The organism is Nocardia sp. NPDC050799, from assembly GCF_040654015.1.
Taxonomy (GTDB): Bacteria; Actinomycetota; Actinomycetes; order Mycobacteriales; family Mycobacteriaceae; genus Nocardia.
The window spans coordinates 152953-172901 of the sequence record NZ_JBFAHF010000003.1 but is presented as its reverse complement, the minus strand read 5'-3'; the positions used below and the strand labels follow the sequence as shown (position 1 = coordinate 172901).

23 protein-coding genes and 2 pseudogenes are annotated in these 19949 nt (G+C 67.3%); 19 read left to right on the top strand and 6 right to left on the bottom strand.

Annotation, left to right across the window (positions count from 1 at the left end):
* Positions 1-103: 103 nt before the first annotated feature.
* Positions 104-976, top strand: coding sequence for an ABC transporter permease (locus AB0H42_RS05015; RefSeq protein WP_357049961.1), 873 nt, complete (start codon positions 104-106; stop codon positions 974-976).
* 10 nt (positions 977-986) lie between these two features.
* Here AB0H42_RS05015 and AB0H42_RS05010 read toward each other — a convergent pair whose 3' ends face one another.
* From AB0H42_RS05010 to AB0H42_RS05000, 3 genes are all read right to left on the bottom strand, one after another.
* A complete protein-coding gene (locus AB0H42_RS05010; RefSeq protein ID WP_357049959.1) occupies positions 987-2189 on the bottom strand; it encodes a lycopene cyclase family protein in 1203 nt (400 codons plus the stop codon).
* Between the two features lie 324 nt (positions 2190-2513).
* Complete coding sequence (locus tag AB0H42_RS05005) at positions 2514-3347, bottom strand: hypothetical protein (protein ID WP_357049956.1); 834 nt, start codon at positions 3345-3347, stop codon at positions 2514-2516.
* Between the two features lie 99 nt (positions 3348-3446).
* Positions 3447-3926: a hotdog fold domain-containing protein gene (locus AB0H42_RS05000; RefSeq protein ID WP_357049953.1), complete on the bottom strand. Its 480-nt coding sequence runs from the start codon at positions 3924-3926 to the stop codon at positions 3447-3449.
* Positions 3927-4388: 462 nt separating this feature from the next.
* Between AB0H42_RS05000 and rpsJ the strand changes: the two genes are divergently transcribed.
* The 14 genes and pseudogenes from rpsJ (at position 4389) to AB0H42_RS04930 (ending at position 11179) form a co-directional block, all read left to right on the top strand.
* On the top strand, positions 4389-4694 hold the full coding sequence (gene rpsJ / locus AB0H42_RS04995) for a 30S ribosomal protein S10 (RefSeq protein WP_003938093.1): 306 nt from the start codon (positions 4389-4391) through the stop codon (positions 4692-4694).
* A gap of 14 nt (positions 4695-4708) precedes the next feature.
* A complete protein-coding gene (gene rplC / locus AB0H42_RS04990; protein ID WP_357049950.1) occupies positions 4709-5374 on the top strand; it encodes a 50S ribosomal protein L3 in 666 nt (221 codons plus the stop codon).
* Positions 5371-6060 carry a 50S ribosomal protein L4 gene (rplD, locus tag AB0H42_RS04985; RefSeq protein ID WP_357049947.1) on the top strand — a complete coding sequence of 230 codons (690 nt, stop codon included), beginning with the start codon at positions 5371-5373 and terminating at the stop codon, positions 6058-6060. Before rplC ends, rplD begins: the two co-directional genes overlap by 4 nt.
* The gene (gene rplW, locus AB0H42_RS04980) at positions 6057-6362 is read left to right on the top strand and encodes a 50S ribosomal protein L23 (protein WP_030522697.1); all 306 of its coding nucleotides are present in this window, start codon (positions 6057-6059) and stop codon (positions 6360-6362) included. The genes rplD and rplW overlap by 4 nt, the downstream gene beginning before the upstream one ends.
* 33 nt (positions 6363-6395) lie before the next feature.
* A complete protein-coding gene (gene rplB, locus AB0H42_RS04975; RefSeq protein WP_357049944.1) occupies positions 6396-7235 on the top strand; it encodes a 50S ribosomal protein L2 in 840 nt (279 codons plus the stop codon).
* Between the two features lie 14 nt (positions 7236-7249).
* Complete coding sequence (gene rpsS, locus AB0H42_RS04970) at positions 7250-7531, top strand: 30S ribosomal protein S19 (RefSeq protein ID WP_030522695.1); 282 nt, start codon at positions 7250-7252, stop codon at positions 7529-7531.
* Positions 7528-7926 (top strand): 50S ribosomal protein L22, encoded by a 399-nt coding sequence (gene rplV, locus AB0H42_RS04965; protein WP_030522694.1) that lies wholly within the window; start codon positions 7528-7530, stop codon positions 7924-7926. Before rpsS ends, rplV begins: the two co-directional genes overlap by 4 nt.
* On the top strand, positions 7927-8724 hold the full coding sequence (rpsC, locus tag AB0H42_RS04960) for a 30S ribosomal protein S3 (protein ID WP_265802594.1): 798 nt from the start codon (positions 7927-7929) through the stop codon (positions 8722-8724).
* A 3-nt stretch (positions 8725-8727) separates the two neighbouring features.
* Positions 8728-9144: a 50S ribosomal protein L16 gene (rplP, locus tag AB0H42_RS04955; RefSeq protein ID WP_062999052.1), complete on the top strand. Its 417-nt coding sequence runs from the start codon at positions 8728-8730 to the stop codon at positions 9142-9144.
* Positions 9144-9383, top strand: a complete 240-nt coding sequence (rpmC, locus tag AB0H42_RS04950) for a 50S ribosomal protein L29 (RefSeq protein ID WP_030522691.1) — start codon at positions 9144-9146, stop codon at positions 9381-9383. The genes rplP and rpmC overlap by 1 nt, the downstream gene beginning before the upstream one ends.
* Positions 9380-9652 (top strand): 30S ribosomal protein S17, encoded by a 273-nt coding sequence (gene rpsQ / locus AB0H42_RS04945; protein ID WP_030522690.1) that lies wholly within the window; start codon positions 9380-9382, stop codon positions 9650-9652. Before rpmC ends, rpsQ (AB0H42_RS04945) begins: the two co-directional genes overlap by 4 nt.
* 198 nt (positions 9653-9850) lie before the next feature.
* Positions 9851-9973, top strand: a pseudogene (gene rpsQ / locus AB0H42_RS04940) (30S ribosomal protein S17); the annotation flags it as partial.
* Between the two features lie 210 nt (positions 9974-10183).
* A complete protein-coding gene (locus AB0H42_RS04935; protein WP_357049939.1) occupies positions 10184-10615 on the top strand; it encodes a helix-turn-helix domain-containing protein in 432 nt (143 codons plus the stop codon).
* Positions 10616-10621: 6 nt separating this feature from the next.
* Entirely contained in the window at positions 10622-11179 is a 558-nt protein-coding gene (locus AB0H42_RS04930) for a PIN domain-containing protein (protein ID WP_357049936.1), read from the top strand.
* A 332-nt stretch (positions 11180-11511) separates the two neighbouring features.
* Here the strand turns inward: AB0H42_RS04930 and AB0H42_RS04925 are convergent, their stop codons facing one another.
* On the bottom strand, positions 11512-11838 hold the full coding sequence (locus tag AB0H42_RS04925) for a helix-turn-helix domain-containing protein (RefSeq protein WP_357049933.1): 327 nt from the start codon (positions 11836-11838) through the stop codon (positions 11512-11514).
* Positions 11839-11956: 118 nt separating this feature from the next.
* Here AB0H42_RS04925 and AB0H42_RS04920 point away from each other — a divergent pair, with 118 nt between their 5' ends.
* From AB0H42_RS04920 to AB0H42_RS04910, 3 genes are all read left to right on the top strand, one after another.
* Positions 11957-13087 (top strand): NADH:flavin oxidoreductase, encoded by a 1131-nt coding sequence (locus tag AB0H42_RS04920; protein WP_357049931.1) that lies wholly within the window; start codon positions 11957-11959, stop codon positions 13085-13087.
* A gap of 4 nt (positions 13088-13091) precedes the next feature.
* Positions 13092-13586, top strand: a complete 495-nt coding sequence (locus AB0H42_RS04915; protein WP_357049928.1) for an NUDIX hydrolase — start codon at positions 13092-13094, stop codon at positions 13584-13586.
* A 94-nt stretch (positions 13587-13680) separates the two neighbouring features.
* Positions 13681-14277, top strand: a complete 597-nt coding sequence (locus AB0H42_RS04910) for a hypothetical protein (protein WP_357049925.1) — start codon at positions 13681-13683, stop codon at positions 14275-14277.
* Positions 14278-14295: 18 nt separating this feature from the next.
* On the opposite strand, the gene AB0H42_RS04905 is transcribed toward AB0H42_RS04910, so the two are convergent.
* Together AB0H42_RS04905 and AB0H42_RS04900 are read right to left on the bottom strand one after the other, a co-directional pair.
* Positions 14296-15039 carry a CPBP family intramembrane glutamic endopeptidase gene (locus AB0H42_RS04905; RefSeq protein WP_357049922.1) on the bottom strand — a complete coding sequence of 248 codons (744 nt, stop codon included), beginning with the start codon at positions 15037-15039 and terminating at the stop codon, positions 14296-14298.
* Positions 15040-15161: 122 nt separating this feature from the next.
* On the bottom strand, positions 15162-16115 hold the full coding sequence (locus AB0H42_RS04900) for an RluA family pseudouridine synthase (protein WP_357049919.1): 954 nt from the start codon (positions 16113-16115) through the stop codon (positions 15162-15164).
* A 347-nt stretch (positions 16116-16462) separates the two neighbouring features.
* Between AB0H42_RS04900 and AB0H42_RS04895 the strand changes: the two are divergent.
* Positions 16463-19891, top strand: a pseudogene (locus AB0H42_RS04895) (amino acid adenylation domain-containing protein); the annotation flags it as partial.
* Between the last annotated feature and the right edge of the window lie 58 nt (positions 19892-19949).

Sequence of the window (19949 nt, the reverse complement as noted above, 5' to 3'; positions counted from 1 at the left end):
CCTCGCTCATGCCCCAGGGATACAGCATGAGCGAGTCAGGCCCGGAGGCGGTAGCGGAGCGTGACCATGGAGTGCGCTCGCTCATGACCAAAGGACACACAGCATGAGCGTTATCGAACGACCCACGGCGACCGGAACCGAAGAGTTGCCGGTCCATATCGCCGCGCTCGAACTGCCCCGGGTCGAGCCGCGGTCCGAGCGATCGCTGGTGGTTTGGGCGGTACACAGTTCCATCCAGTGCAAACGGCTGCTGACGGCCTGGCTACGCGATCCGGCCACCACCATCCAGACGATCGTGTACCCGGCGCTGACCCTGGTGATGTTCTGGATCGTGCTCGACGATTCCATCTCCGGTTTCACCGGGAAGCCCGCCATCTACGGCACCGTCCCGATGATCACCCTCGTCGCGGCGATGACGGGCGCGGTGGTCAGCGCGCTGGGCTTCAAGGTCGAGAAGGCCACCGGGCTGCTGGGCCGGTTCTGGACCATGCCGATCCATCGCGCGGCGAGCCTGACCGGCCGGCTGTTCGCCGAGGTGATCCGGATCTCGCTCACCACGGTCATCATCATCGCCGTCGGGTTCGCCCTCGGATTCCGCTTCGACCAGGGGCCGTGGGCCGCACTCGCACTCATGGGGATCCCGATCCTGTTCGGGCTCGCGTTCGCCGTCTTCATCACCGCGCTCGCGGCCTCCACCGAGGGCCCGCTGCTGGTTCAGCTGGTCGCGATCTTCATGAACCTGCTGCTGTTCTTCAATTCCGGTTTCGTCCCGGTGTTCGCCTACCCGAGCTGGCTGCGGTCGACGGTGGAGAATCAGCCGATGAGCTGCGCCATCGAAGCGATGAAGGGGCTCTCCCTCGGCGGTCCGGTCGCCGAACCGCTCGTCGACACCCTGCTGTGGGTGGTCGGCGCCATCCTGGTGTTCGGCTATCCCGCGGTCCGGGGCTACCGCAAATCCGCCGAGCGCAGCGGCTGATCGCGGCCGGCTACCTCCGGGACCCGGGCGACCGCGTCTCGGAAGTGGCCGGTGCGAACGGGTAGCCGGCCCAGCGGTCGCGGTTGGTCCAGCCGACCAGGTCGTAGCGCCAGCGGAACGGCCAGGTGTGCGAGACGGTGTTGAACAGGACCGCGCCCAGCGCCGCGTAATCGTCGTGGGCCGACAGCAGGGCACGCTGTCCCCGCGGCGAGGCGGAGAAAAAGGAATCGAACATGGCGATCGACTGCTCGGTGGTCAACCGGCCCAATCCCCACAGGCCGCGCATCCGCATCCAGTAGGTGAGCCGGGCCTGCCACGGCCACAGCGCGGCGATCGGGTCCTCGCCGGCCAGGATCGCAGTGACCGCGGTATCGGCCAGCGCGAACGAAGCGGCGACGCTGTAACCGGTGCAGGGGTGCATCATCCCGCCCCGCGACCCATAGGGCACCACCTTGCCCACGCCGTTCTTCGGCGGCGGGGTGTCCAGCGGATAGTGCGCGGCCTCGCTCGGCTCCGCGCCGGTCAGTTCGATACCGTGCGCTGCCAGCCGCGCGAGAGTGCGCTTGCGTAGTTCGTGCTGCGGCATCCCGCCGCGCAGGCCGAGGCTGGTCTCCTCGAAGATCACGGTGCCGTCCCCGAGGGGCACCGAATACAGGAACGACGGCGGCTCGTCGGGTCCGGCACCGTTCTCCGGCCGCCAGTCCAGCAGCAGGCCCTCACCCTCCCCGACCATCGGCGCCGCGGTCTCGGCGTTCACGAAGATCCCGTGCGCGCTGGCCGCGCGCCGGTCGCCCAGCGGCGGCATCCCGCGCGAATCCACCACCACCGCCGCGCGGATCACCGTGCCGTCGGCCAGCTCGACCTCGCGCGCGTCCACCCGGACCGCCCGCCCCGCGTACACCTGGGCGTCGTCGAGCGAGAGGGCATCGCGCAGCAGCGGCTTGGAGAGCACGCAATAGGGTCGCTCGATCTTGATCTCGGAGGTCGTCCAGACCACCGGTGCCGGAATCCGGCTCGCGATCACACTGTGCGGCAACCAGTCCGGGAGCTCGTCGATCCAGCAGGAGAAAGTCGGCGGCCACAGGCGATCCGGGCGGGGATCGACGGCGGCGACCCGAAGACCGGCCACGACGGCCCGGTTGGCCAGCGCCCGCCCGGACGGGCCCAGCCCGACCACGCAGATATCGAACTCACGGACCACGCTGTCTGCCATGTACTGCATTCAACGGGCTGGGGCGGGGGAGAGCAACCAGCACCCCACACCGTGTAGCGCGCGCATTCGATCGTTGTCGACGCACGCCGTCTCGGGCCCATCTTGCAGGCCCGTTGCTCTGTGGACACAGGGACCCGAGCCACCGCGAACAGATCCCCGTCGGCGAATCGACGCGCGGCCGAGGTCTCCTTATCGAGCATCGCTCATCAGGACGACCGGTGATGCCTCGTCTCGGCCAATCGGAGTGGGAGGCGGGGCTCGTGCGCTGGTTGGCATTGAAGCGCGCCTTCTCGCGCATGTCGAGTATCGCCAACGGTGTCGGCGCTAGCAGGGTTGGACCCGCCGGATCCGGTCTGCGGGATCGTCGAGGAACAGATCGCTGCGGTCGATAGCGAAGTCACCATTGGGCAGCATCCGCCCCTGGCCGTAGTAGCGGCCGATAACCGTGTCCGGCAGGTAGGAGCGCAAGCCGCGGGGGGACATCCCGGCCGGATAGTCGACCTGCCGACCCCATCCCGCCGGGGCTTCATCGCTGCCGAACAGGATCCAATGATCGACGGGTACGGGATCGCCGGGACGGGGTGCGCCACCGGTGTGTGAGTCCAGGGCAGGCGCGACGAACAGGTCGGGGTCGGCGGGTTTGTACCACAACATCAGTGGCTTGGCTTGCTCGGCTTCCGCGTTATCGAAGCAGCACAACGCAATTGTGTGGTTCGGGAAGTGCTCGGCATAGAAGGCGAACAGCTCGGAGCGGAGTTCGGGCCTTCTGCGTCGCGGAACGCGATCGAGCACCTCGGGGATCCGCTGCGGGGAGGCCGCGAGCAGCACCGTGTACACATCGTGCTCGAAAACGCAGACCTCCGGGCCGGAATCCATCCAGATGACATCATCGTCTTCCGTGGTGGCCGCTGCGGGTGGACTCAGGGCATCCACCATTCGCTGCAGGACGTCCCCGTGATGCTGGACCGAAATGAAGTTGTCCGGCGTCATGGTCTCACCAGCGGGCAGGTGTAGGAGCATGGCATTGGCGCCGCCGGCCAGATCGGCGGCGGTGTTCTGGTATCCGAGAACGTGAACAACCCCGTGATAGGGATGGTCGACTCTTCCGACATAGACGGTAGTGCCGCTGAATGTTGCTCTGTCGACGGAGACGCACACGAGCGCCACATTACGGAAAAGCAGGCTTGCGGGTAGCCGACTTCGTAGAGCGATCCCGGTCCACAGAGCTGTCGTTATTTCGGTCGCCGTCCAGTATTGCTAGGCCTTCGGGGTGACCCAGGTGGTGATGTCGGCGTGGACGACTTTCTTGCCGGTCTTGTCGTAGATCGAGACCGGCACGGTGAGGTCTCGGCCTTCGGTGATCGTGGCGAAGTCCGGGATCTCCGTCAGTTCGGCGACCGCCCGGAGGCCCGTGGTGGCTTTGGTCAGGTACTGGACCTGCATCGCCTTGGGGATCCAGCGGTGGGTGGTGGGGACGGTGGCCTCGCTCAGCATGCCCATCGCGATCTCCGCGAGGTTGCAGGCCGCGATGGCGTGGAAGGTGCCCAGATGGTTGTGCACGCCGAACCATTTGGGGGCTTTGACCTCGCAACGGCCGGGTTCGAGCCGGACCACCCGCGGTAGCACCGTGGCGAAGTACGGCACCCGGGCCACCATCGACAGGGAGAACAGGCCGTGGCCGAAGGGATTGTCCGGCAGTGTGCGCCAGCCGCGGTAGGTGCCGGTCTCATTCGTCATACCGCTATCTTACTCATCGGTAAGATAGCGGCGGCGCGGTATGGTGGCCGGAGTGCCGGACCTCGGCCGACCCCGATTTGAAACGCCTCGGGGGGCTCGTGCATACTGTTCGGGTTGCCTTGCCCCGGGTGGCGGTTGTTTCTGTGAAACAACCAGGCCGGGCGGGGTGAGCAAAACCAGCGAGTACCTCATCGTTCACCGATGTGGGTACGTCCGGGACACAGTTCCGAAGGCCACGATCGAAGTTTTCTTCCGGGGCCGAGGAATGAGCGGAGGGGCGACACGCCCGACCGCGTGGACCGGAGAACCATGACAGATGAACAGCGGCACGGACTGGGTTGACCCCTGGTCGTGGTCTCCACTGAGACGTCATCGTGTGTTCGGGCTGTGCAAATGAAGGTGGTACGGACGCCCTAGCCGGTATCCGGATCACGGACGAAAGCGGAGAAAAGGACACTTAGCGTGGCGGGACAGAAGATCCGCATCAGGCTCAAGGCCTACGACCACGAGGCGATCGACGCGTCTGCGCGCAAGATCGTCGAAACGGTGACCCGCACCGGGGCCCGGGTCGTCGGGCCGGTGCCGTTGCCGACCGAGAAGAACGTGTACTGCGTCATCCGTTCGCCGCACAAGTACAAGGACTCGCGCGAGCACTTCGAGATGCGTACGCACAAGCGGCTGATCGACATCCTCGACCCGACGCCGAAGACGGTGGACGCGCTCATGCGCATCGACCTGCCGGCCAGCGTCGACGTCAATATCCAGTGACGGGGACTCGAGACATGACTGACAACAAGAGCAGGCCCGCGGCCGGCATCCTGGGCACCAAACTGGGCATGACCCAGGTGTTCGACGACAAGAACCGGGTCGTCCCGGTCACCGTCGTCAAGGCCGGACCGAACGTGGTCACCCAGATCCGCACCGTCGAGCGCGACGGCTACAGCGCCGTGCAGGTCGCCTTCGGTGCCATCGACCCCCGCAAGGTGAACAAGCCGGAGTCCGGCCAGTTCGCCAAGGCCGGTGTCACCCCGCGTCGCCATGTCGCGGAGATCCGGATCGCGGATGCCTCCACCTTCGAGGTCGGCCAGGAGATCTCGGCCGCCGCTTTCGAAGAGGGCACCTACGTCGACGTCACTGGCACCAGCAAGGGCAAGGGTTTCGCCGGCACCATGAAGCGTCACGGCTTCAGCGGTCAGGGCGCCTCCCACGGTGCGCAGGCCGTGCACCGTCGCCCGGGTTCCATCGGTGGCTGCGCCACCCCCGGCCGCGTGTTCAAGGGCATGCGCATGTCGGGCCGCATGGGTAACGACCGCGTCACCACGCAGAACCTGTCGGTCCACAAGGTGGACGCCGAGAACGGCCTGCTGCTGATCAAGGGTGCGATCCCGGGTCGCAAGGGCGGCGTCGTGATCGTCAAGAGCGCCGTGAAGGGTGGTGCGCACGCATGAGCAGCTCCGCTGTGAGTACGGAGAAGAAATCCGCCAACCTCACCCTGCCGGTGAAGGAACTGGGCGGTAAGACCAACGGCACCGTCGATCTCCCCGCCGAGATCTTCGACGTGACCGCGAACATCGCGCTGATGCACCAGGTGGTCGTGGCCCAGCAGGCCGCCGCCCGCCAGGGCACGCATTCCACCAAGACCCGCGGCGAGGTCCGCGGTGGTGGTAAGAAGCCGTACCGCCAGAAGGGCACCGGCCGCGCCCGCCAGGGTTCGACCCGCGCGCCGCAGTTCGCCGGTGGTGGCATCGTGCACGGCCCCAAGCCGCGTGACTACAGCCAGCGCACCCCCAAGAAGATGATCCAGGCCGCCCTGCGTGGTGCGCTGTCGGATCGGGCGCGGAACGAGCGGATCCACGTGATCAGCGAACTCGTCGCGGGCCAGGACCCCTCGACCAAGACCGCGAAGACCTTCCTGTCCGAGCTCTCGGATCGCAAGAAGTTCCTCCTGGTCGTCGGCCGCGACGACGTCGCCGCCTGGAAGAGTGCCCGCAACCTGGAATACGTGCACACCATCGCACCGGACCAGCTGAACACCTACGACGTGCTGGACAGCGACGTAGTCGTGTTCAGCGTCGAGGCGCTCAACGCCTTCGTGCACGGCCCGGCTGAGGCTGCACAGGAGGAGAGCAAGTGAGCACCATCGCCGATCCGCGCGACATCCTGCTGGCGCCGGTCATCTCGGAGAAGTCCTACGGTCTGATCGAGGAAGGCACCTACACCTTCATCGTGCACCCGGACTCCAACAAGACCCAGATCAAGATCGCGGTCGAGAAGGTCTTCGGGGTGAAGGTCACCAGCGTCAACACCGCCAACCGTCAGGGCAAGCGCAAGCGGACCCGCTTCGGTTACGGCAAGCGCAAGGACACCAAGCGCGCGCTCGTGACCATCTCGGCCGACAGCAAGCCCATCGAGATCTTCGGAGGCCCGGTCGCGTAGGCGGCGGGGAGTCCAGAAAGCAGAGAAGAACTCATGGCAATCCGTAAGTACAAGCCGACTACCCCGGGCCGCCGCGGGTCGTCCGTCTCGGACTTCGCCGAGATCACCCGGTCGACCCCCGAGAAGTCGCTCGTCCGCCCGCTGACCAAGAGCGGTGGCCGTAACGGCCACGGCCGGATCACCACCCGGCATCGCGGTGGCGGTCACAAGCGCGCCTACCGGCTGATCGATTTCCGCCGGCTGGACAAGGACGGCGTGCCGGCCAAGGTCGCTCATATCGAGTACGACCCCAACCGCACCGCCAATATCGCGCTGCTGCACTACCTGGACGGCGAGAAGCGCTACATCATCGCGCCCAAGGGCATCGCGCAGGGCACGAAGATCGAGTCCGGTCCGACCGCGGATATCAAGCCCGGCAACAACCTGCCGCTGCGCAATATCCCGACCGGTACCACCATCCACGCGGTGGAGCTGCGTCCGGGCGGCGGGGCCAAGATGGCCCGCTCGGCCGGTGCCAGCATCCAGCTGCTGGGTAAGGAAGGCCCCTACGCCACGCTGCGTATGCCCTCCGGTGAGATCCGCCGCGTCGACGTGCGCTGCCGCGCCACCGTCGGCGAGGTCGGCAATGCCGAACAGTCGAACATCAACTGGGGCAAGGCCGGTCGTATGCGGTGGAAGGGTCGCCGTCCCACGGTCCGTGGTGTCGTCATGAACCCGGTCGACCACCCGCACGGTGGTGGTGAGGGCAAGACCTCCGGTGGTCGCCACCCGGTCTCGCCCTGGGGCCAGCCGGAAGGCCGTACCCGTAAGCCGAACCGTCCGAGCGACAAGCTCATCGTCCGTCGCCGTCGCACCGGCAAGAACAAGCGCTAAGGAGGAGGTAAGAAATGCCACGCAGCCTCAAGAAGGGCCCGTTCGTCGACGACCACCTCCAGGCGAAGGTGGACGTACAGAACGACAAGGGCACCAAGCAGGTCATCAAGACCTGGTCGCGTCGTTCGACCATCACCCCCGATTTCATCGGCCACACCTTCGCCGTCCACGACGGTCGCAAGCACGTGCCGGTGTTCGTCTCGGAGAACATGGTCGGGCACAAGCTCGGTGAGTTCGCGCCGACGAGGACGTTCCGCAGCCACGTCAAGGAAGATCGGAAGAGCAAGCGGCGATGAGCACAGAAACTCAGAATCCGACTGCGCGCGCGACCGCCAAGCACGTGCGCGTGACCCCGATGAAGGCCCGCCGAGTGGTGGACCTGGTCCGCGGCAAGCGCGTCTCCGACGCGCTCGACCTGCTGAGGTTCGCCCCGCAGGCCGCCAGCGAACCGGTCGCCAAGGTCGTGGCCAGCGCCGCGGCGAACGCCGAGAACAACCTCGGCCTCAACCCCGACACCCTGGTCATCTCGACGGCGTATGTCGACGAGGGCGCGACCATGAAGCGTTTCCAGCCGCGCGCCCAGGGCCGCGCGTTCCGGATCCGCAAGCGCACCAGCCACATCACCATCGAGGTCGAGAGCGTCCCCACCGCCGGTGGCACTCGTGGCCGCCGGAAGGGAGGGGCAAAGTAAATGGGACAGAAGATCAACCCCCACGGCTTCCGCCTCGGAATCACCACCGACTGGAAGTCCCGTTGGTACGCCGACAAGCAGTACTCGGACTACGTCAAGGAAGACGTCGCCATCCGTAAGCTGCTGGGCACCGGCATGGAACGGGCCGGCATCTCCAAGGTGGAGATCGAGCGCACCCGTGACCGGGTCCGCGTCGATATCCACACCGCGCGTCCGGGCATCGTCATCGGCCGCCGCGGCGCCGAGGCCGACCGGATCCGCGCCGAGCTGGAGAAGCTCACCAAGAAGCAGGTCCAGCTGAACATCCTCGAGGTCAAGAACCCCGAATCGGATGCGCAGCTGGTCGCCCAGGGTGTGGCCGAGCAGCTGTCCAACCGTGTGGCGTTCCGTCGCGCGATGCGCAAGGCCATCCAGTCGGCCATGCGTTCGCCGAACGTCAAGGGCATCCGCGTGCAGTGCTCGGGCCGCCTCGGTGGCGCCGAGATGTCGCGCTCGGAGTTCTACCGCGAAGGCCGCGTTCCGCTGCACACCCTGCGTGCCGATATCGATTACGGCCTGTACGAGGCCAAGACCACCTTCGGTCGTATCGGTGTCAAGGTCTGGATCTACAAGGGCGATATCGTCGGTGGCAAGCGTGAGCTGGCCGCCCCGAGCGCGCCGGCCGGGGATCGCCCGCGCCGGGAGCGTCCGAACCGCCCGCGTCGTTCCGGTTCCTCCGGCACCACCGCGACCAGCACCGAGGCCGGGCGCGCCGCTACCGCGGTGGCCGAGCCCCCGGCAGAAAAGCAGGAGGGCTGACCAATGCTGATGCCCCGCAAGGTCAAGTTCCGCAAGCAGCATCACCCGAGCCGCAGCGGTCTCGCCAAGGGCGGCACCTCGGTGACGTTCGGTGAGTTCGGTATCCAGGCACTGGAACCGGCCTACGTGACCAACCGGCAGATCGAGTCGGCGCGTATCGCGATGACCCGCCACATCAAGCGTGGCGGCAAGATCTGGATCAACATCTACCCGGATCGCCCGCTCACCAAGAAGCCGGCCGAAACCCGTATGGGTTCCGGTAAGGGTTCGCCGGAGTGGTGGATCGCGAACGTCAAGCCCGGCCGCGTGATGTTCGAGATGAGTTACCCGAATGAGGAGACCGCTCGTGAGGCGCTGCGCCGCGCGATGCACAAGCTCCCGATGAAGTGCAGGATCGTGACGAGGGAGGAGCAGTTCTGATGGCAACCGGTACCCCTGCCGCAGAGCTCCGCGAGCTGACCGAGGAGGAGCTCGTCTCCCGCCTGCGTGAATCGAAGGAAGAGCTGTTCAACCTGCGCTTCCAGATGGCGACCGGTCAGCTGACCAACAATCGCCGGCTGCGTGTGGTGCGTCACGAGATCGCGCGTATCTACACGGTCATGCGCGAGCGTGAGCTCGGTTTGGCCACTGCCCCCGCGGACAAGGGAGATGCGGCATGAGTGACAAGGTGGAGGAGCAGCGCAGTACCCGCAAGGTGCGGACCGGCTACGTTGTTTCCGACAAGATGCAGAAGACGATTGTCGTCGAGCTGGAAGACCGTCATCGGCACAAGCTCTACGGCAAGATCATCCGCACCACCTCCAAGGTGAAGGCGCATGACGAGAACGAGACCGCCGGTGTCGGCGATCGCGTGCAGCTGATGGAGACCCGGCCCACGTCGGCCACCAAGCGGTGGCGGCTGGTCGAGGTCCTGGAGAAGGCCAAGTAAGGTCACTCTTCGGCTGAGAAGGTCGTAAACGTAAGGCCCGCTTCCCGGTTGGGAGGCGGGCCTTGCTGCGTCTCCGGATCGATGTGGGCCCGTTTCTCGGTCGATGTCCACTCAATTCGTCTCCGGTTCCGAGTAGCACACGTGTTTGCCGGACGGCAGGTGCCATTCTCCGTCGAAGGCTCCGCCGCGGCGTTGCCCGCCGGTGTCGGCGATCGCGTGCGACTGATGGAGACCCGGCCCACGTCGGCCACCAAGCGGTGGCGGCTGGTCGAGGTCCTGGAGAAGGCCGAAAAGGTCGCTCTTCGGCTGAGGAGGTCGTAATACGAGGCCCGCTTCCCGCTCTGGAAGACGGGCCTCGTTGCGTTTGTCCTCAGGTCGACCGGCGATGACGGCTGCCGACGTTATCGTGTCAGCTCACCCGGGCGTTCGTTTTGTTCGTTTATAATCGGGTCGAACCTAGGAGGTGTCATGCCCAGGCCTGCTGCCAGCGCAAATATCCGTACCTACGTCCCCGAACGGGGTGAGGAGGCGTTGATCCTCGACTTCACTCGGGCGCTGAAGGCCGCTCGGGGTGAAGCGCCGGAGAACCGGCCCGCGTTGGTGGGAGCCGACGGCGCGCGATTCGAACTGCCGGACGCTGTGTACGACGTGCTCCGTCAGGTCGCAGAAGCATTGTCGAACGGTATGGGCGTGACGGTCGCCCCGATGAACGCGATGCTGACAACTCAAGAGGCAGCCGAGTTTCTCGGAATATCCAGGCCTACCTTGGTTCGCATCCTCGAGCGCGGCGAACTCCCGATGGAAAAGCCGGGACGGCACCGATTCGTGCGCCTGGCGGACCTGGTCGAATACCAGAATCGGCAGCGCGAGCGCACCGCGGCCGCGCTGGATGACATGATCGGCGACGGCGAGGAGGACCTGCTATATACGGCAACCGATGGACCGCCTCCGGCTACTCGGTGACAGCCCGTGTTTCCGGCGTTCTTGGACACCAATGTCCTGTACAGTGCCACCCTCGTCGATACGGTTCTGCGAATAGCAGAGGAGAGGGCTTTTCGACCGCATTGGTCTGCCGACGTAATGCGTGAATTGGTCGAAGTGCTGGTACGAGAGGCGGGGATAGCCCGTGACCGTGCCGAACGACGCATTGCGCACATGCAGCGAGCCTTCCCCACAGCGGAAGTCCTCGGGTACGAGGCCCTTGTCGCAGGGCTGTCGTGCCATCCGAAGGATCGCCACGTTCTCGCGGCGACGGTTCAGGCCGGCTGCGAGGTGCTGGTGACATTCAATGTCAAGGACTTCCCCGAAGCCTCCACCGCTCCGCACGGAGTGTGCGTCATTACGCCGGATGCGTTTCTGCTCGATCAACTGGACCTCTACCCGGCAAAGGTCGGACGTGCTCTTGTCGCGCAGTTGGACGCCGCCAAGAGGCCACCGTTGACAATGGGACAACTCCTCGGCCGGTTGGACCGCTGTGGAGTTCCTGCCTTTGCCGCGGAAGCCGCGCGTCATGAATTCGGCAGTTGATCAGCCCTCGGCTGAGGTCTATGGCGAGGTGCACGGCCGTGAGTTGGTATTGCGAGCGAAGCGCCTGTTTGCCTCGAGTCGGTCCGGAGAAATTGGGGCGGCGCCCGATGCTGTCTGTGTTGCGGGTGATCATTCGAAGGTGTCGTCACCGAAGTCGCTGCGCTGCTGAGCGTGGTCGTACGGGTCGCTGATCGAATCATCGGCGAACCGGTCGAGCTCGGGTGTGCCGTTCGTAGAAGACAGGTGGCCGAAGGCCGCGAGTACCTCCGCGCGGGGTTACCAGGTCCGGCGTTCGGTGAGGTGACGCGTGTCGGCGCAATCTCGTGCCACGGTCATACGGCTGCTTCGCGCCGGTATCGCTCGCCCCATGATTCGAGCAACTTCGCCACCGGACGCAGGCTCGCGCCGAGTTCGGTGAGGTCGTATTCGACCTTCGGCGGTACTTCGGCGTAGACCGTGCGGCGGACCAACCCGTCGGCTTCGAGTTCGCGGAGTTGGCGGGTGAGCATGCGCTGGGTGATGGCGGGCATGGCGCGGCGGAGTTCGCCGAAGCGCAGGGTCCCGTCGAAGAGATGGTTGACGATCGCCATCTTCCATTTGCCGCCGACCACTTCCATCGCGGCTTCGACCGTGCAGTAATCCGGTACGTCCTCGTGCATGTGACCTCCATAGGTATACGGAATGTGCCTACCACACAGAAAAGACCGTACTTGTACCAAGGGTGAGTAGCGCGGAATCTGTTCCCGGAGCGGTTTCCGGCGAGTGCGAGGAGTTCCTGTGACCATCCATCCTGTTCTGTCCGAGGTGCGGATCGGTGCGCTGCGGTTGCGTAATCGTGCGGTCGTGGCGCCCATGTCGCGGGTGAGTACCGCGGGCGACGGCGTGGCCACGGAGGCTATGGCGGAGTACTACGCGGAGTTCGCCGCGGGTGGGTTCGGACTGATCACCACGGAGGGGACCTATATCGACGCCGAGTTCAGCCAGGCCTACCCGGACCAGCCCGGGATCGTGACCGAGCGCCAGATCGAAGCGTGGCGAGTGGTCACCGACGCGGTACACGCGGCGGGTGGGATGATCGCCTTGCAGTTGATGCACGCCGGTGCGCTCGTGCAGGGCAATCGTCACGGTGACCGGAGTATCGCGCCGTCGGCGGTGCAGCCGTTGGGGGCCAAGATGGCGGCGTACGGCGGCGAAGGTCCGTTCGCGCTGCCCGAGGCGGCGACCCGCGCGGATATCCGCCGGATCATGGGTGGGTTCGGCGCGGCGGCCGAGCGTGCCCGGGCGGCGGGGTTCGACGCGGTGGAGATCCACGGCGCGAATGGGTATCTCATCGACCAGTTCCTCACTGCCTACACCAATCAGCGGGACGACGAGTACGGCGGCGATCCGGCGGGCCGGGTGCGGTTCGCGGTGGAGGTGGGGCGGGCGGTACGGGCGGCGGTGGGGCCGGGATTCCCGGTGGGACTGCGGCTCTCCCAGACCAAGGTCAACGATCTCGGTTATCGGTGGTCCGGGGCCGGGGAAGCCGAGACGATCTTCCGCGCGGTCGGTGCGGCGGGGGTCGACTATCTGCATCTCGCGAGTGAGGGCCGGGACTGGTACGACACCGCCGTCCTGGACTCCGGTGAGACCATTACCCGGCTGGCCCGGTCGATCACCGGGCTGCCCGTGATCGCCAACGGCGGTATGCACGGTCCCGGGCTCGCGCGGACGGTACTCGAGGAAGGGCACGCGGATCTGGTGGCGCTCGGGCGCGGCGCGCTCGCGAACCCGGGTTGGCCGCGGGTGATCGCGGCGGGGGCCCGGCCGGCCGAATTCGATCGCGGAATGCTCGATCCCGTGGTGACGCTCGCCGGTCAGCGCTCCTGGGCTCGGGCGCGGCGCGGGCAGGTTTCTGTGGTCCGATAGCACCGTGGCGACGACCGACGGGACGGACACGGGGACGCGGGCCCGGCTGGCGGCCGGTGCGCTGTTCGTGCGCGCCGGAGCCGGGAGCGACGAGGTGCTGCTGGTGCACAAGACGTACGGCACCGGCTGGGATATCCCGGGCGGTTATGTGGAACCGGGCGAGTCTCCGGCGCAGGCCTGCCGCCGGGAGGTCGCCGAGGAACTCGGGATCGACCGGGCGCCCGGCCGGTTACTGGTGCACGATTGGGCGCCGAACCCCGGGGAGGGGGACAAGGTCCTCTATGTGTTCGACGGCGGCGGGCTCGACGGTCGAGACATCGTCCTGCAGGCAGCGGAGCTCGACCGCTGGGAATGGGTGCGTGTGGACCGGCTGGACGAGCGTGTCGTGGCGCGGCTGAGCCGTCGGCTACGGTGTGCACTCGCGGCCCGGGCCCGTGGGGTGAGCCTGTATCTGGAGCGGGGCGTGGTCGCTCCGGAGGCATCCTCACCACCGAGGTAAGTGCTGTTCACCGTGTGTGTTCCGACACCCGAAATGTGATATAGGGGAGGGCGGTTGACGTACCCCGGGTCCACGGCGCTACGGTGTACGAGCTATGAGGGACGCTGCGACAACGATTTCGGGGGCCTGGCGGATCGACGACGGTACCGCGGTGACCATCCGCGATGCCGCGGTGGCCTGGGCGATGGCCGCGCACGAGGTGCTGGCCGAGACGGCGACGGAGTACGGATACTTCGTCACCGTGCAGGAACTCGCCGACCGGGTGCAGGAGATGTCGGGGGTGCACACCGATGCCCCGACCCGCACCTGGATGGACGCGATCCTGCGCAAAGTCGCCCGGCGCTGCCACAACGCGGGCGAGCCGCCGCTCACGGCCCTGTGTGTGAAACGCAATCTGAAGGTCAGCGACAGCTACAAGTACGTGCTGGAACTGGCGGCGCTACCGGTGCCGGCCGATATCGAAACCCACGCCGCGTACGCCCGCTGGGCCTGCTACGCGGCCCACGGTGCCGATGTGCCCGCGGACGGCGGCACCCCGCCGCTGATCCCGCGCGGTGGCAACGCCCGGCGGACGGTCGCCACGACCCGGACCGCCACGTCCGCGCACAAACCGGAAACCGGAGCCCGCACGGTGGTGTGCTCCAGCTGTTTCATCCAGCTCCCGGCCACCGGGGTCTGCGAACACTGCTGATCACGCAGTGTGGCGGGCTCACACCAGGGTCGTATGCCAGAGGAGCGCGGCGGTCAGGGCGCCGGCCCCGTTGACCGCCCAGTGCAGGGCGATGGGTGCCAGCAGGCTGCCGCTGCGATGCCGTAGCCAGGTGAACACGACCGCGGCGGCCGCGGTAGCGGCGACGGCGATCAGCACCCCGGCGATCTGACCCGCGGGCCCGCCTCCGATCAATTCGGACAGGCCCCGGTTACCGGCGGTGAGCCCCAGGGACGAGGCGATATGCCAGAGCCCGAAGAGCAGTGATCCGGCGGCGAAGACGCCCCGGGCGCCCCAGGCCCGATCGAGGGTGCCGTGCAGAACTCCACGAAAAGCGAGTTCCTCGGGGATCACCGTCTGCAGCGGGATCACGATCATCGAGGCGATGAGCGCGCCGGAGATGGTGGCGTAGCGGTCGGCCAGGAAGAACGGGCGGGTCAGCGGGAGCGCGGCCCCGATGACCACCGCCGCCAGTACCACCCCGACCGCGCCGAGCGCGTATTTGGTCCCGGTCCGCCAGTACCGGGGCGACAGGCCCAGCTCCGACCAGTGCAGGCCGCGCCGGCGCATGAGACCCAGCAGCACCAGGGCGGCGATCGGCACGCTCACAATGTTCGCCCACGCGGTGGTGAAATGGGCGAACAGATTGGTGCAGATGAGCACCACCACGACGACCGCCACATCGGCGTACGCGTGGACTTTGGGGCGCGGAGCAGCTGTTTCCTCGGTAACCGGGTGGAGCATTCGGCCCAGTGTACGGACGGGCCGGGGGCGCCCGGTGCCGGCACGGAGGGCGCGGCGGAGCCGAGGGGCGCGGGGTCGGGCGTGCGCGGGTGAGCGGTCGGCGCCCGGTGTCCCTCGGGTCCTCAGGAAGCGGGAGCCGCCTCCGCGGCGCCGGCCCAGCCCTGTGGATCGGTCCAGGCCTGCAGGCTGCGGCCGCTGTCGAAGCGTCTGTTCTCGCCGGTCACCGGGTCGGTGAATTCGAGGGTGGCGGCCAGTAGCTGGAGCGGGCGAGTGAAATCGTCGACGGATTTATCGGTGATCACCGGATAGAAATCGTCGCCGAGGATGGGGAGACCCAGTGAGTTCATGTGCAGGCGCAACTGGTGGGTGCGGCCGGTCGCGGGGGACAGCCGGTAGCGGGCGATATCGCCGCGCCGTTCGATGAGCTCGATTCGGGTCCGTGCGTTGGGCGCTCCGGCCACCTCCTGCGCGGCCAGCACATGCTTCTCCTTGATGATGCGGCTTTCCAGGGACAGTGGGAAGACCAGTCCGCTGCGGTATCCGGCCACGGCCTCGTACTCCTTGCGGACCCGCTGTCGCTGGAACAGTGTCTGATAGGCGCCGCGGCGGGCCGGGTCCACCACGAACAGCACCAGACCGGCGGTGGCGCGGTCGAGACGATGCGCGGGGATCAGATCGGGCAGATCGAGTTCACGGCGCAGCCGGACCAGGGCGGTCTGCAGGATATGACTGCCGCGCGGAATGGTGGCCAGGAAATGCGGCTTGTCTGCCACCAGGATGGTGTCGTCGCGGTAGACGATCGGCAGGTCGAAGGGCACCGGTTTCTCGTCGGGCAGATCGCGATGGAACCAGACCGCGCCCCCGGGCGCATAGGGCGCGTCGGGTGTGAGCGGCCCCGCCAGATCGACGATCTCACCGGCATGCAGCATTTCGTCGATGCGCGCGGGATCGACGCGGGGCAGCCGATGGACCAGATGGTCGCGTACGGTCGCCCAGTCGCCCTCCTCGGGTAGCCGCAACCGGGCCGGGTCCAGCCCGAACCGCTTCGGCAGCGGCGACTGCTGCCTTCTTCTCACCGGTCGCAGCATAGTCCGGTGGTCGCTGCGGGTCGTGGCTCGCAGGCGACCGGAATCCCCGTCGGGTGGGGTTCCCGCCAGTGCTGGGAACCCGCCGGCCGGCCGCCGGTACGTCCGTGCCGGGACCTGTTGTCGTGCAGCGGTCTCGGCGCCGGCCGAGTGGGCCGGTAAGACCACCAGGGGTTCCGGTGAGAGCGAATCTGTGAAGGAGCGGTATTTCTCACATCTTGTTTCGCTGGTCCCGGTCGCACTGGCGACCACGAGCACCTTGGCTTAGGCTAGCCTAAATTTACTTTGGTTAGAATACCCTAAGTCGTCGAGGGTCTTGATCTGCGAGAGGCGTTCTCATGGTGGTTACTCGTCCCGAGGCGAGTGCTGATGTCGATGTCCGGGCGGAGGTCGGCTCGGCACTGGGGATCTCGCCGGAGCTTCTCGAAGCCGATACCGACCTGGTCGGACAGGGCCTGGACTCCTTGCGCATGATGCGGTTGGCGGGCCAATGGCGAAAGCGCGGATATGACGTGGACTTCGCCCGGCTCACCGCCGCGCCCACCATTCGCGCGTGGACAGCACTGCTCACCGCTCCGGCCGCCGCGCCCGCGCACGACGAGCTGTCGCGGGCCTGGAGCGAGGACAGCTCGGCCGATCTCGAGACCGCGTTCCCTCTCGCGCCGATGCAGCACGCCTACTGGATCGGCCGGTCGGACAGTCACGCGTTGGGCGGCGTAGCAGCACATCTGTACATCGAATTCGACGGCAGGCGGATCGATCCACAGCGCTTCCGTTCGGCTGTGGACACCCTCCTGCGCCGCCATCCGATGTTGCGGGTGCGAATTCTGCCGGACGGGAAACAGCTGATCGGACCCGCGCACCCGGAGGCCGTAGCGGTACACGATCTGCGACAGGAGCCGGCCGATCGTGCGGCGTCGATCCTGGAACTGCACCGCAGGCACGGCACGCACCGGGCGTTGCCGATCGAAGACGGAGCGGTACTGCGGGCGGAGCTGAGTCTGCTCCCCTCGGGCACCGGCCGGGTTCACCTGGATGTGGACATGGTCGCCGCGGATGCGATGAGCTATCGGGTGCTCGTCGACGATCTGGCACGGATCTATCGAGGTGAGGAACTACCGGAGCTGGCGGTGACCTTCCCGGCGCTGTCGTCCCGGCGCACTCGCCGGCCCGCGCGCGAAGCGGATATCGCGTGGTGGCGGGAACGGATCCCGAATCTGCCGGGCGCACCGGAACTTCCCATGAACGAGGCCGCGTCGCGGGCGCAAGCCGAGCCGGCGACCGTCCGGTTGCATCATGCGATCGACGCGGCCGCCCGCAAACGGCTCGAGGAGCACGCGCACCGGCGCGGAGTCACACCCGCGGCCGCGGTGGCGGCCGTCTTCGCCGAAGCGGTCGGCACACATTCGCGCAATCCGCATTTCCTACTGACGGTTCCGCTCTTCGACCGCGACCCGGTGCACCCCGACGTCGATCGGGTGGTCGGGGACTTCACCTCCTCGCTCATCGTCGAGGTCGACCTGCGCGAGCCGCAGACCTTGGCGGAACGTGCCGTCGGCATGCGGAAGGCGCTGCACGACGCGGCCGCGCACGGCACCTTCGGTGGTCTGGACGTGCTGCGTGAACTCAGCCGGGAGCGCGGGGAACCGGTGGTGTCGCCGATCGTCTTCACCAGCGCCCTCGGGCTCGGCGAGCTGTTCTCCGAAGCGGTGACCGAGGTCCTCGGCGAACCCTCCTGGATCGTGTCCCAGGGGCCGCAGGTACTGCTCGATGCACAGGTCACCGAGATCGCCGGGGGCCTCCTCCTCAATTGGGACGTCCGTGCCTCGGACCTCGAAACGGGGACGCCCCAGGCGATGTTCGACTATTACGTCCGGCTGCTCGATCTACTGATCGCCGGCGACTGGGACCGGCCCGCCCCGGACCCGGTCCCCGCCGAAGTGCGCGCGCAACGGCAATCGGTCGAAAGGCCGCTGCCCGCGACCGATTTCTCCGATGGCACGTTGCACGGCCGGTTCCTCGCCGCCGCGCGACAGCGTGGGGAGGCTCCCGCGGTGATCGGCGAGCGACGGACCTGGAGTCATGCCGAACTCGCCGATGAAGCCGGTCGGGTGGCCGGAGCTCTACAGGCCGGTGGAGTGCGCCCGGGCGACACGGTGATCGTCGATCTGCCCAAGGGCGGCGAACAGATCGTGGCCGCGCTCGGAGTGCTCACCGCCGGGGCCGCCTATGTGCCGGTGTCGCCGGCTCAACCGCAGAACCGCCGGGACCGGATCGCCGCGCTGGCGGCGCCCGCCGCGATCCTCACCGACCGACCCCGGCGGTGGACCGATGCGCCGAACCGGGTGCTGGATATCGCGGCCGCGCGCACCGCGCCGCCGATCGCACCCGTAGCCGTGGACACCGGCGCACCGGCCTATGTGCTCTTCACCTCCGGCTCCACCGGCCTGCCCAAGGGGGTGGAGGTACCGCACGGCGCCGCGGTCGCCACGCTCACCGATCTCGCACACCGTTACGAGCTGGGGCCGCCCGACCGGAGCCTCATGGTGTCGTCACTGGAATTCGACTTGTCGGTATTCGATGTCTTCGGGCTGCTCGCCGTCGGTGGATCCGTTGTGGTGCCCGGGGACGACGAGAGCACCAGAGCCGACACCTGGGCCCGGATGATGCGGGAGCATTCGGTGACGGTCCTCAACTGTGTGCCGTCGATCCTGGGCATGATTCTCGACCTCACGGCACTGCCGGCGGGTCTGCGGGTCGTACTGATGGGCGGTGACAAGGTCGACGTCTCGCTGCTGCACCGGGTGACCGCCCAGCTGCCCGCCTGCCGAATCGCCGGTCTGGGTGGGACCACCGAGACCGCGATCCATTCGACGATCTGCGAGGCTCCCGACGTTCCCGCCGGCGCGGCGTTCGTGCCCTACGGGGTCCCGCTCGGCGGTGTCCGCTGCCGGGCCGTCGACGCGGTCGGCCGGGATCGTCCCGACTTCGTACCGGGAGAACTGTGGATCGGCGGCGCCGGGGTCGCCACCGGATACCGGGGCGACCCCGAACGTACCGCCGACCGGTTCGTTCTGCGGGACGGAATCCGCTGGTACCGCACGGGCGATATGGTGCGGTACCTGCCGGGCGGGTTCCTCGACTTCCTGGGCCGCGCCGACGATCTGGTCAAGATCCGCGGCTACCGGATCGAACTGGGAGAGGTCGAAGCGGGCCTGCTGTCTGTGGACGCGGTCACCGGTGCGGTGGCCTGGTCGGACGGCCGTGAGCTGCGAGCCGCGGTCAGCTCCGGCACCGCTGTCACCGACGAGCAGATCCGTGAACTGCTCGCGGAAGTACTACCGCCACAGATGATCCCGCGGTCGGTATCGGTGGTCGGTGAACTGCCGCTCACGGCGAACGGGAAATACGACCGGAAAAAGGTCCGCGAACTCATCGCCCCCGAGGACCGGACGGAATCCGTGGCCCCCCGGACTCCGCTGGAATCGGCGCTGGCGGTCGTTCTCGGGCAGATCCTGAGTACCCGGCCACTGGGCGTCACCGACGATTTCGTCGCCCTCGGCGGCGACTCGGTCCAGGCCACGGCATACGTCGCCCGGGTGCGGGAGTGGCTGGACGCACCGAACCTGACCGTGGCCGATATCTTCCTGCGGCGCACGATCGCCGGATTGGCGGACCGGCTGGTCGAGCTGGAGGGCGCCCGCACGACCCAGGTCGCCGAGATCTTCCTCGAAGTGATGCGGTTGACCGACGAAGAGATCGCGGCGGAGGTCACCACAGCCGCGGAACCCGCGGCACCGAGCCGATATCCGCTGCACTCGGCAC

What these genes read in the sequence shown, in the direction of transcription:
- AB0H42_RS05015 (WP_357049961.1), top strand. Translation starts at nt 104, where the DNA reads ATGAGCGTTATCGAACGACCCACGGCGACCGGAACCGAAGAGTTGCCG.
- AB0H42_RS05010 (WP_357049959.1), bottom strand. Translation starts at nt 2,189, where the DNA reads ATGGCAGACAGCGTGGTCCGTGAGTTCGATATCTGCGTGGTCGGGCTG.
- AB0H42_RS05000 (WP_357049953.1), bottom strand. Translation starts at nt 3,926, where the DNA reads ATGACGAATGAGACCGGCACCTACCGCGGCTGGCGCACACTGCCGGAC.
- rplC (WP_357049950.1), top strand. Translation starts at nt 4,709, where the DNA reads ATGACTGACAACAAGAGCAGGCCCGCGGCCGGCATCCTGGGCACCAAA.
- rplD (WP_357049947.1), top strand. Translation starts at nt 5,371, where the DNA reads ATGAGCAGCTCCGCTGTGAGTACGGAGAAGAAATCCGCCAACCTCACC.
- rplB (WP_357049944.1), top strand. Translation starts at nt 6,396, where the DNA reads ATGGCAATCCGTAAGTACAAGCCGACTACCCCGGGCCGCCGCGGGTCG.
- rpsS (WP_030522695.1), top strand. Translation starts at nt 7,250, where the DNA reads ATGCCACGCAGCCTCAAGAAGGGCCCGTTCGTCGACGACCACCTCCAG.
- rplV (WP_030522694.1), top strand. Translation starts at nt 7,528, where the DNA reads ATGAGCACAGAAACTCAGAATCCGACTGCGCGCGCGACCGCCAAGCAC.
- rpsC (WP_265802594.1), top strand. Translation starts at nt 7,927, where the DNA reads ATGGGACAGAAGATCAACCCCCACGGCTTCCGCCTCGGAATCACCACC.
- rplP (WP_062999052.1), top strand. Translation starts at nt 8,728, where the DNA reads ATGCTGATGCCCCGCAAGGTCAAGTTCCGCAAGCAGCATCACCCGAGC.
- rpmC (WP_030522691.1), top strand. Translation starts at nt 9,144, where the DNA reads ATGGCAACCGGTACCCCTGCCGCAGAGCTCCGCGAGCTGACCGAGGAG.
- rpsQ (WP_030522690.1), top strand. Translation starts at nt 9,380, where the DNA reads ATGAGTGACAAGGTGGAGGAGCAGCGCAGTACCCGCAAGGTGCGGACC.
- AB0H42_RS04925 (WP_357049933.1), bottom strand. Translation starts at nt 11,838, where the DNA reads ATGCACGAGGACGTACCGGATTACTGCACGGTCGAAGCCGCGATGGAA.
- AB0H42_RS04910 (WP_357049925.1), top strand. Translation starts at nt 13,681, where the DNA reads ATGAGGGACGCTGCGACAACGATTTCGGGGGCCTGGCGGATCGACGAC.
- AB0H42_RS04905 (WP_357049922.1), bottom strand. Translation starts at nt 15,039, where the DNA reads ATGCTCCACCCGGTTACCGAGGAAACAGCTGCTCCGCGCCCCAAAGTC.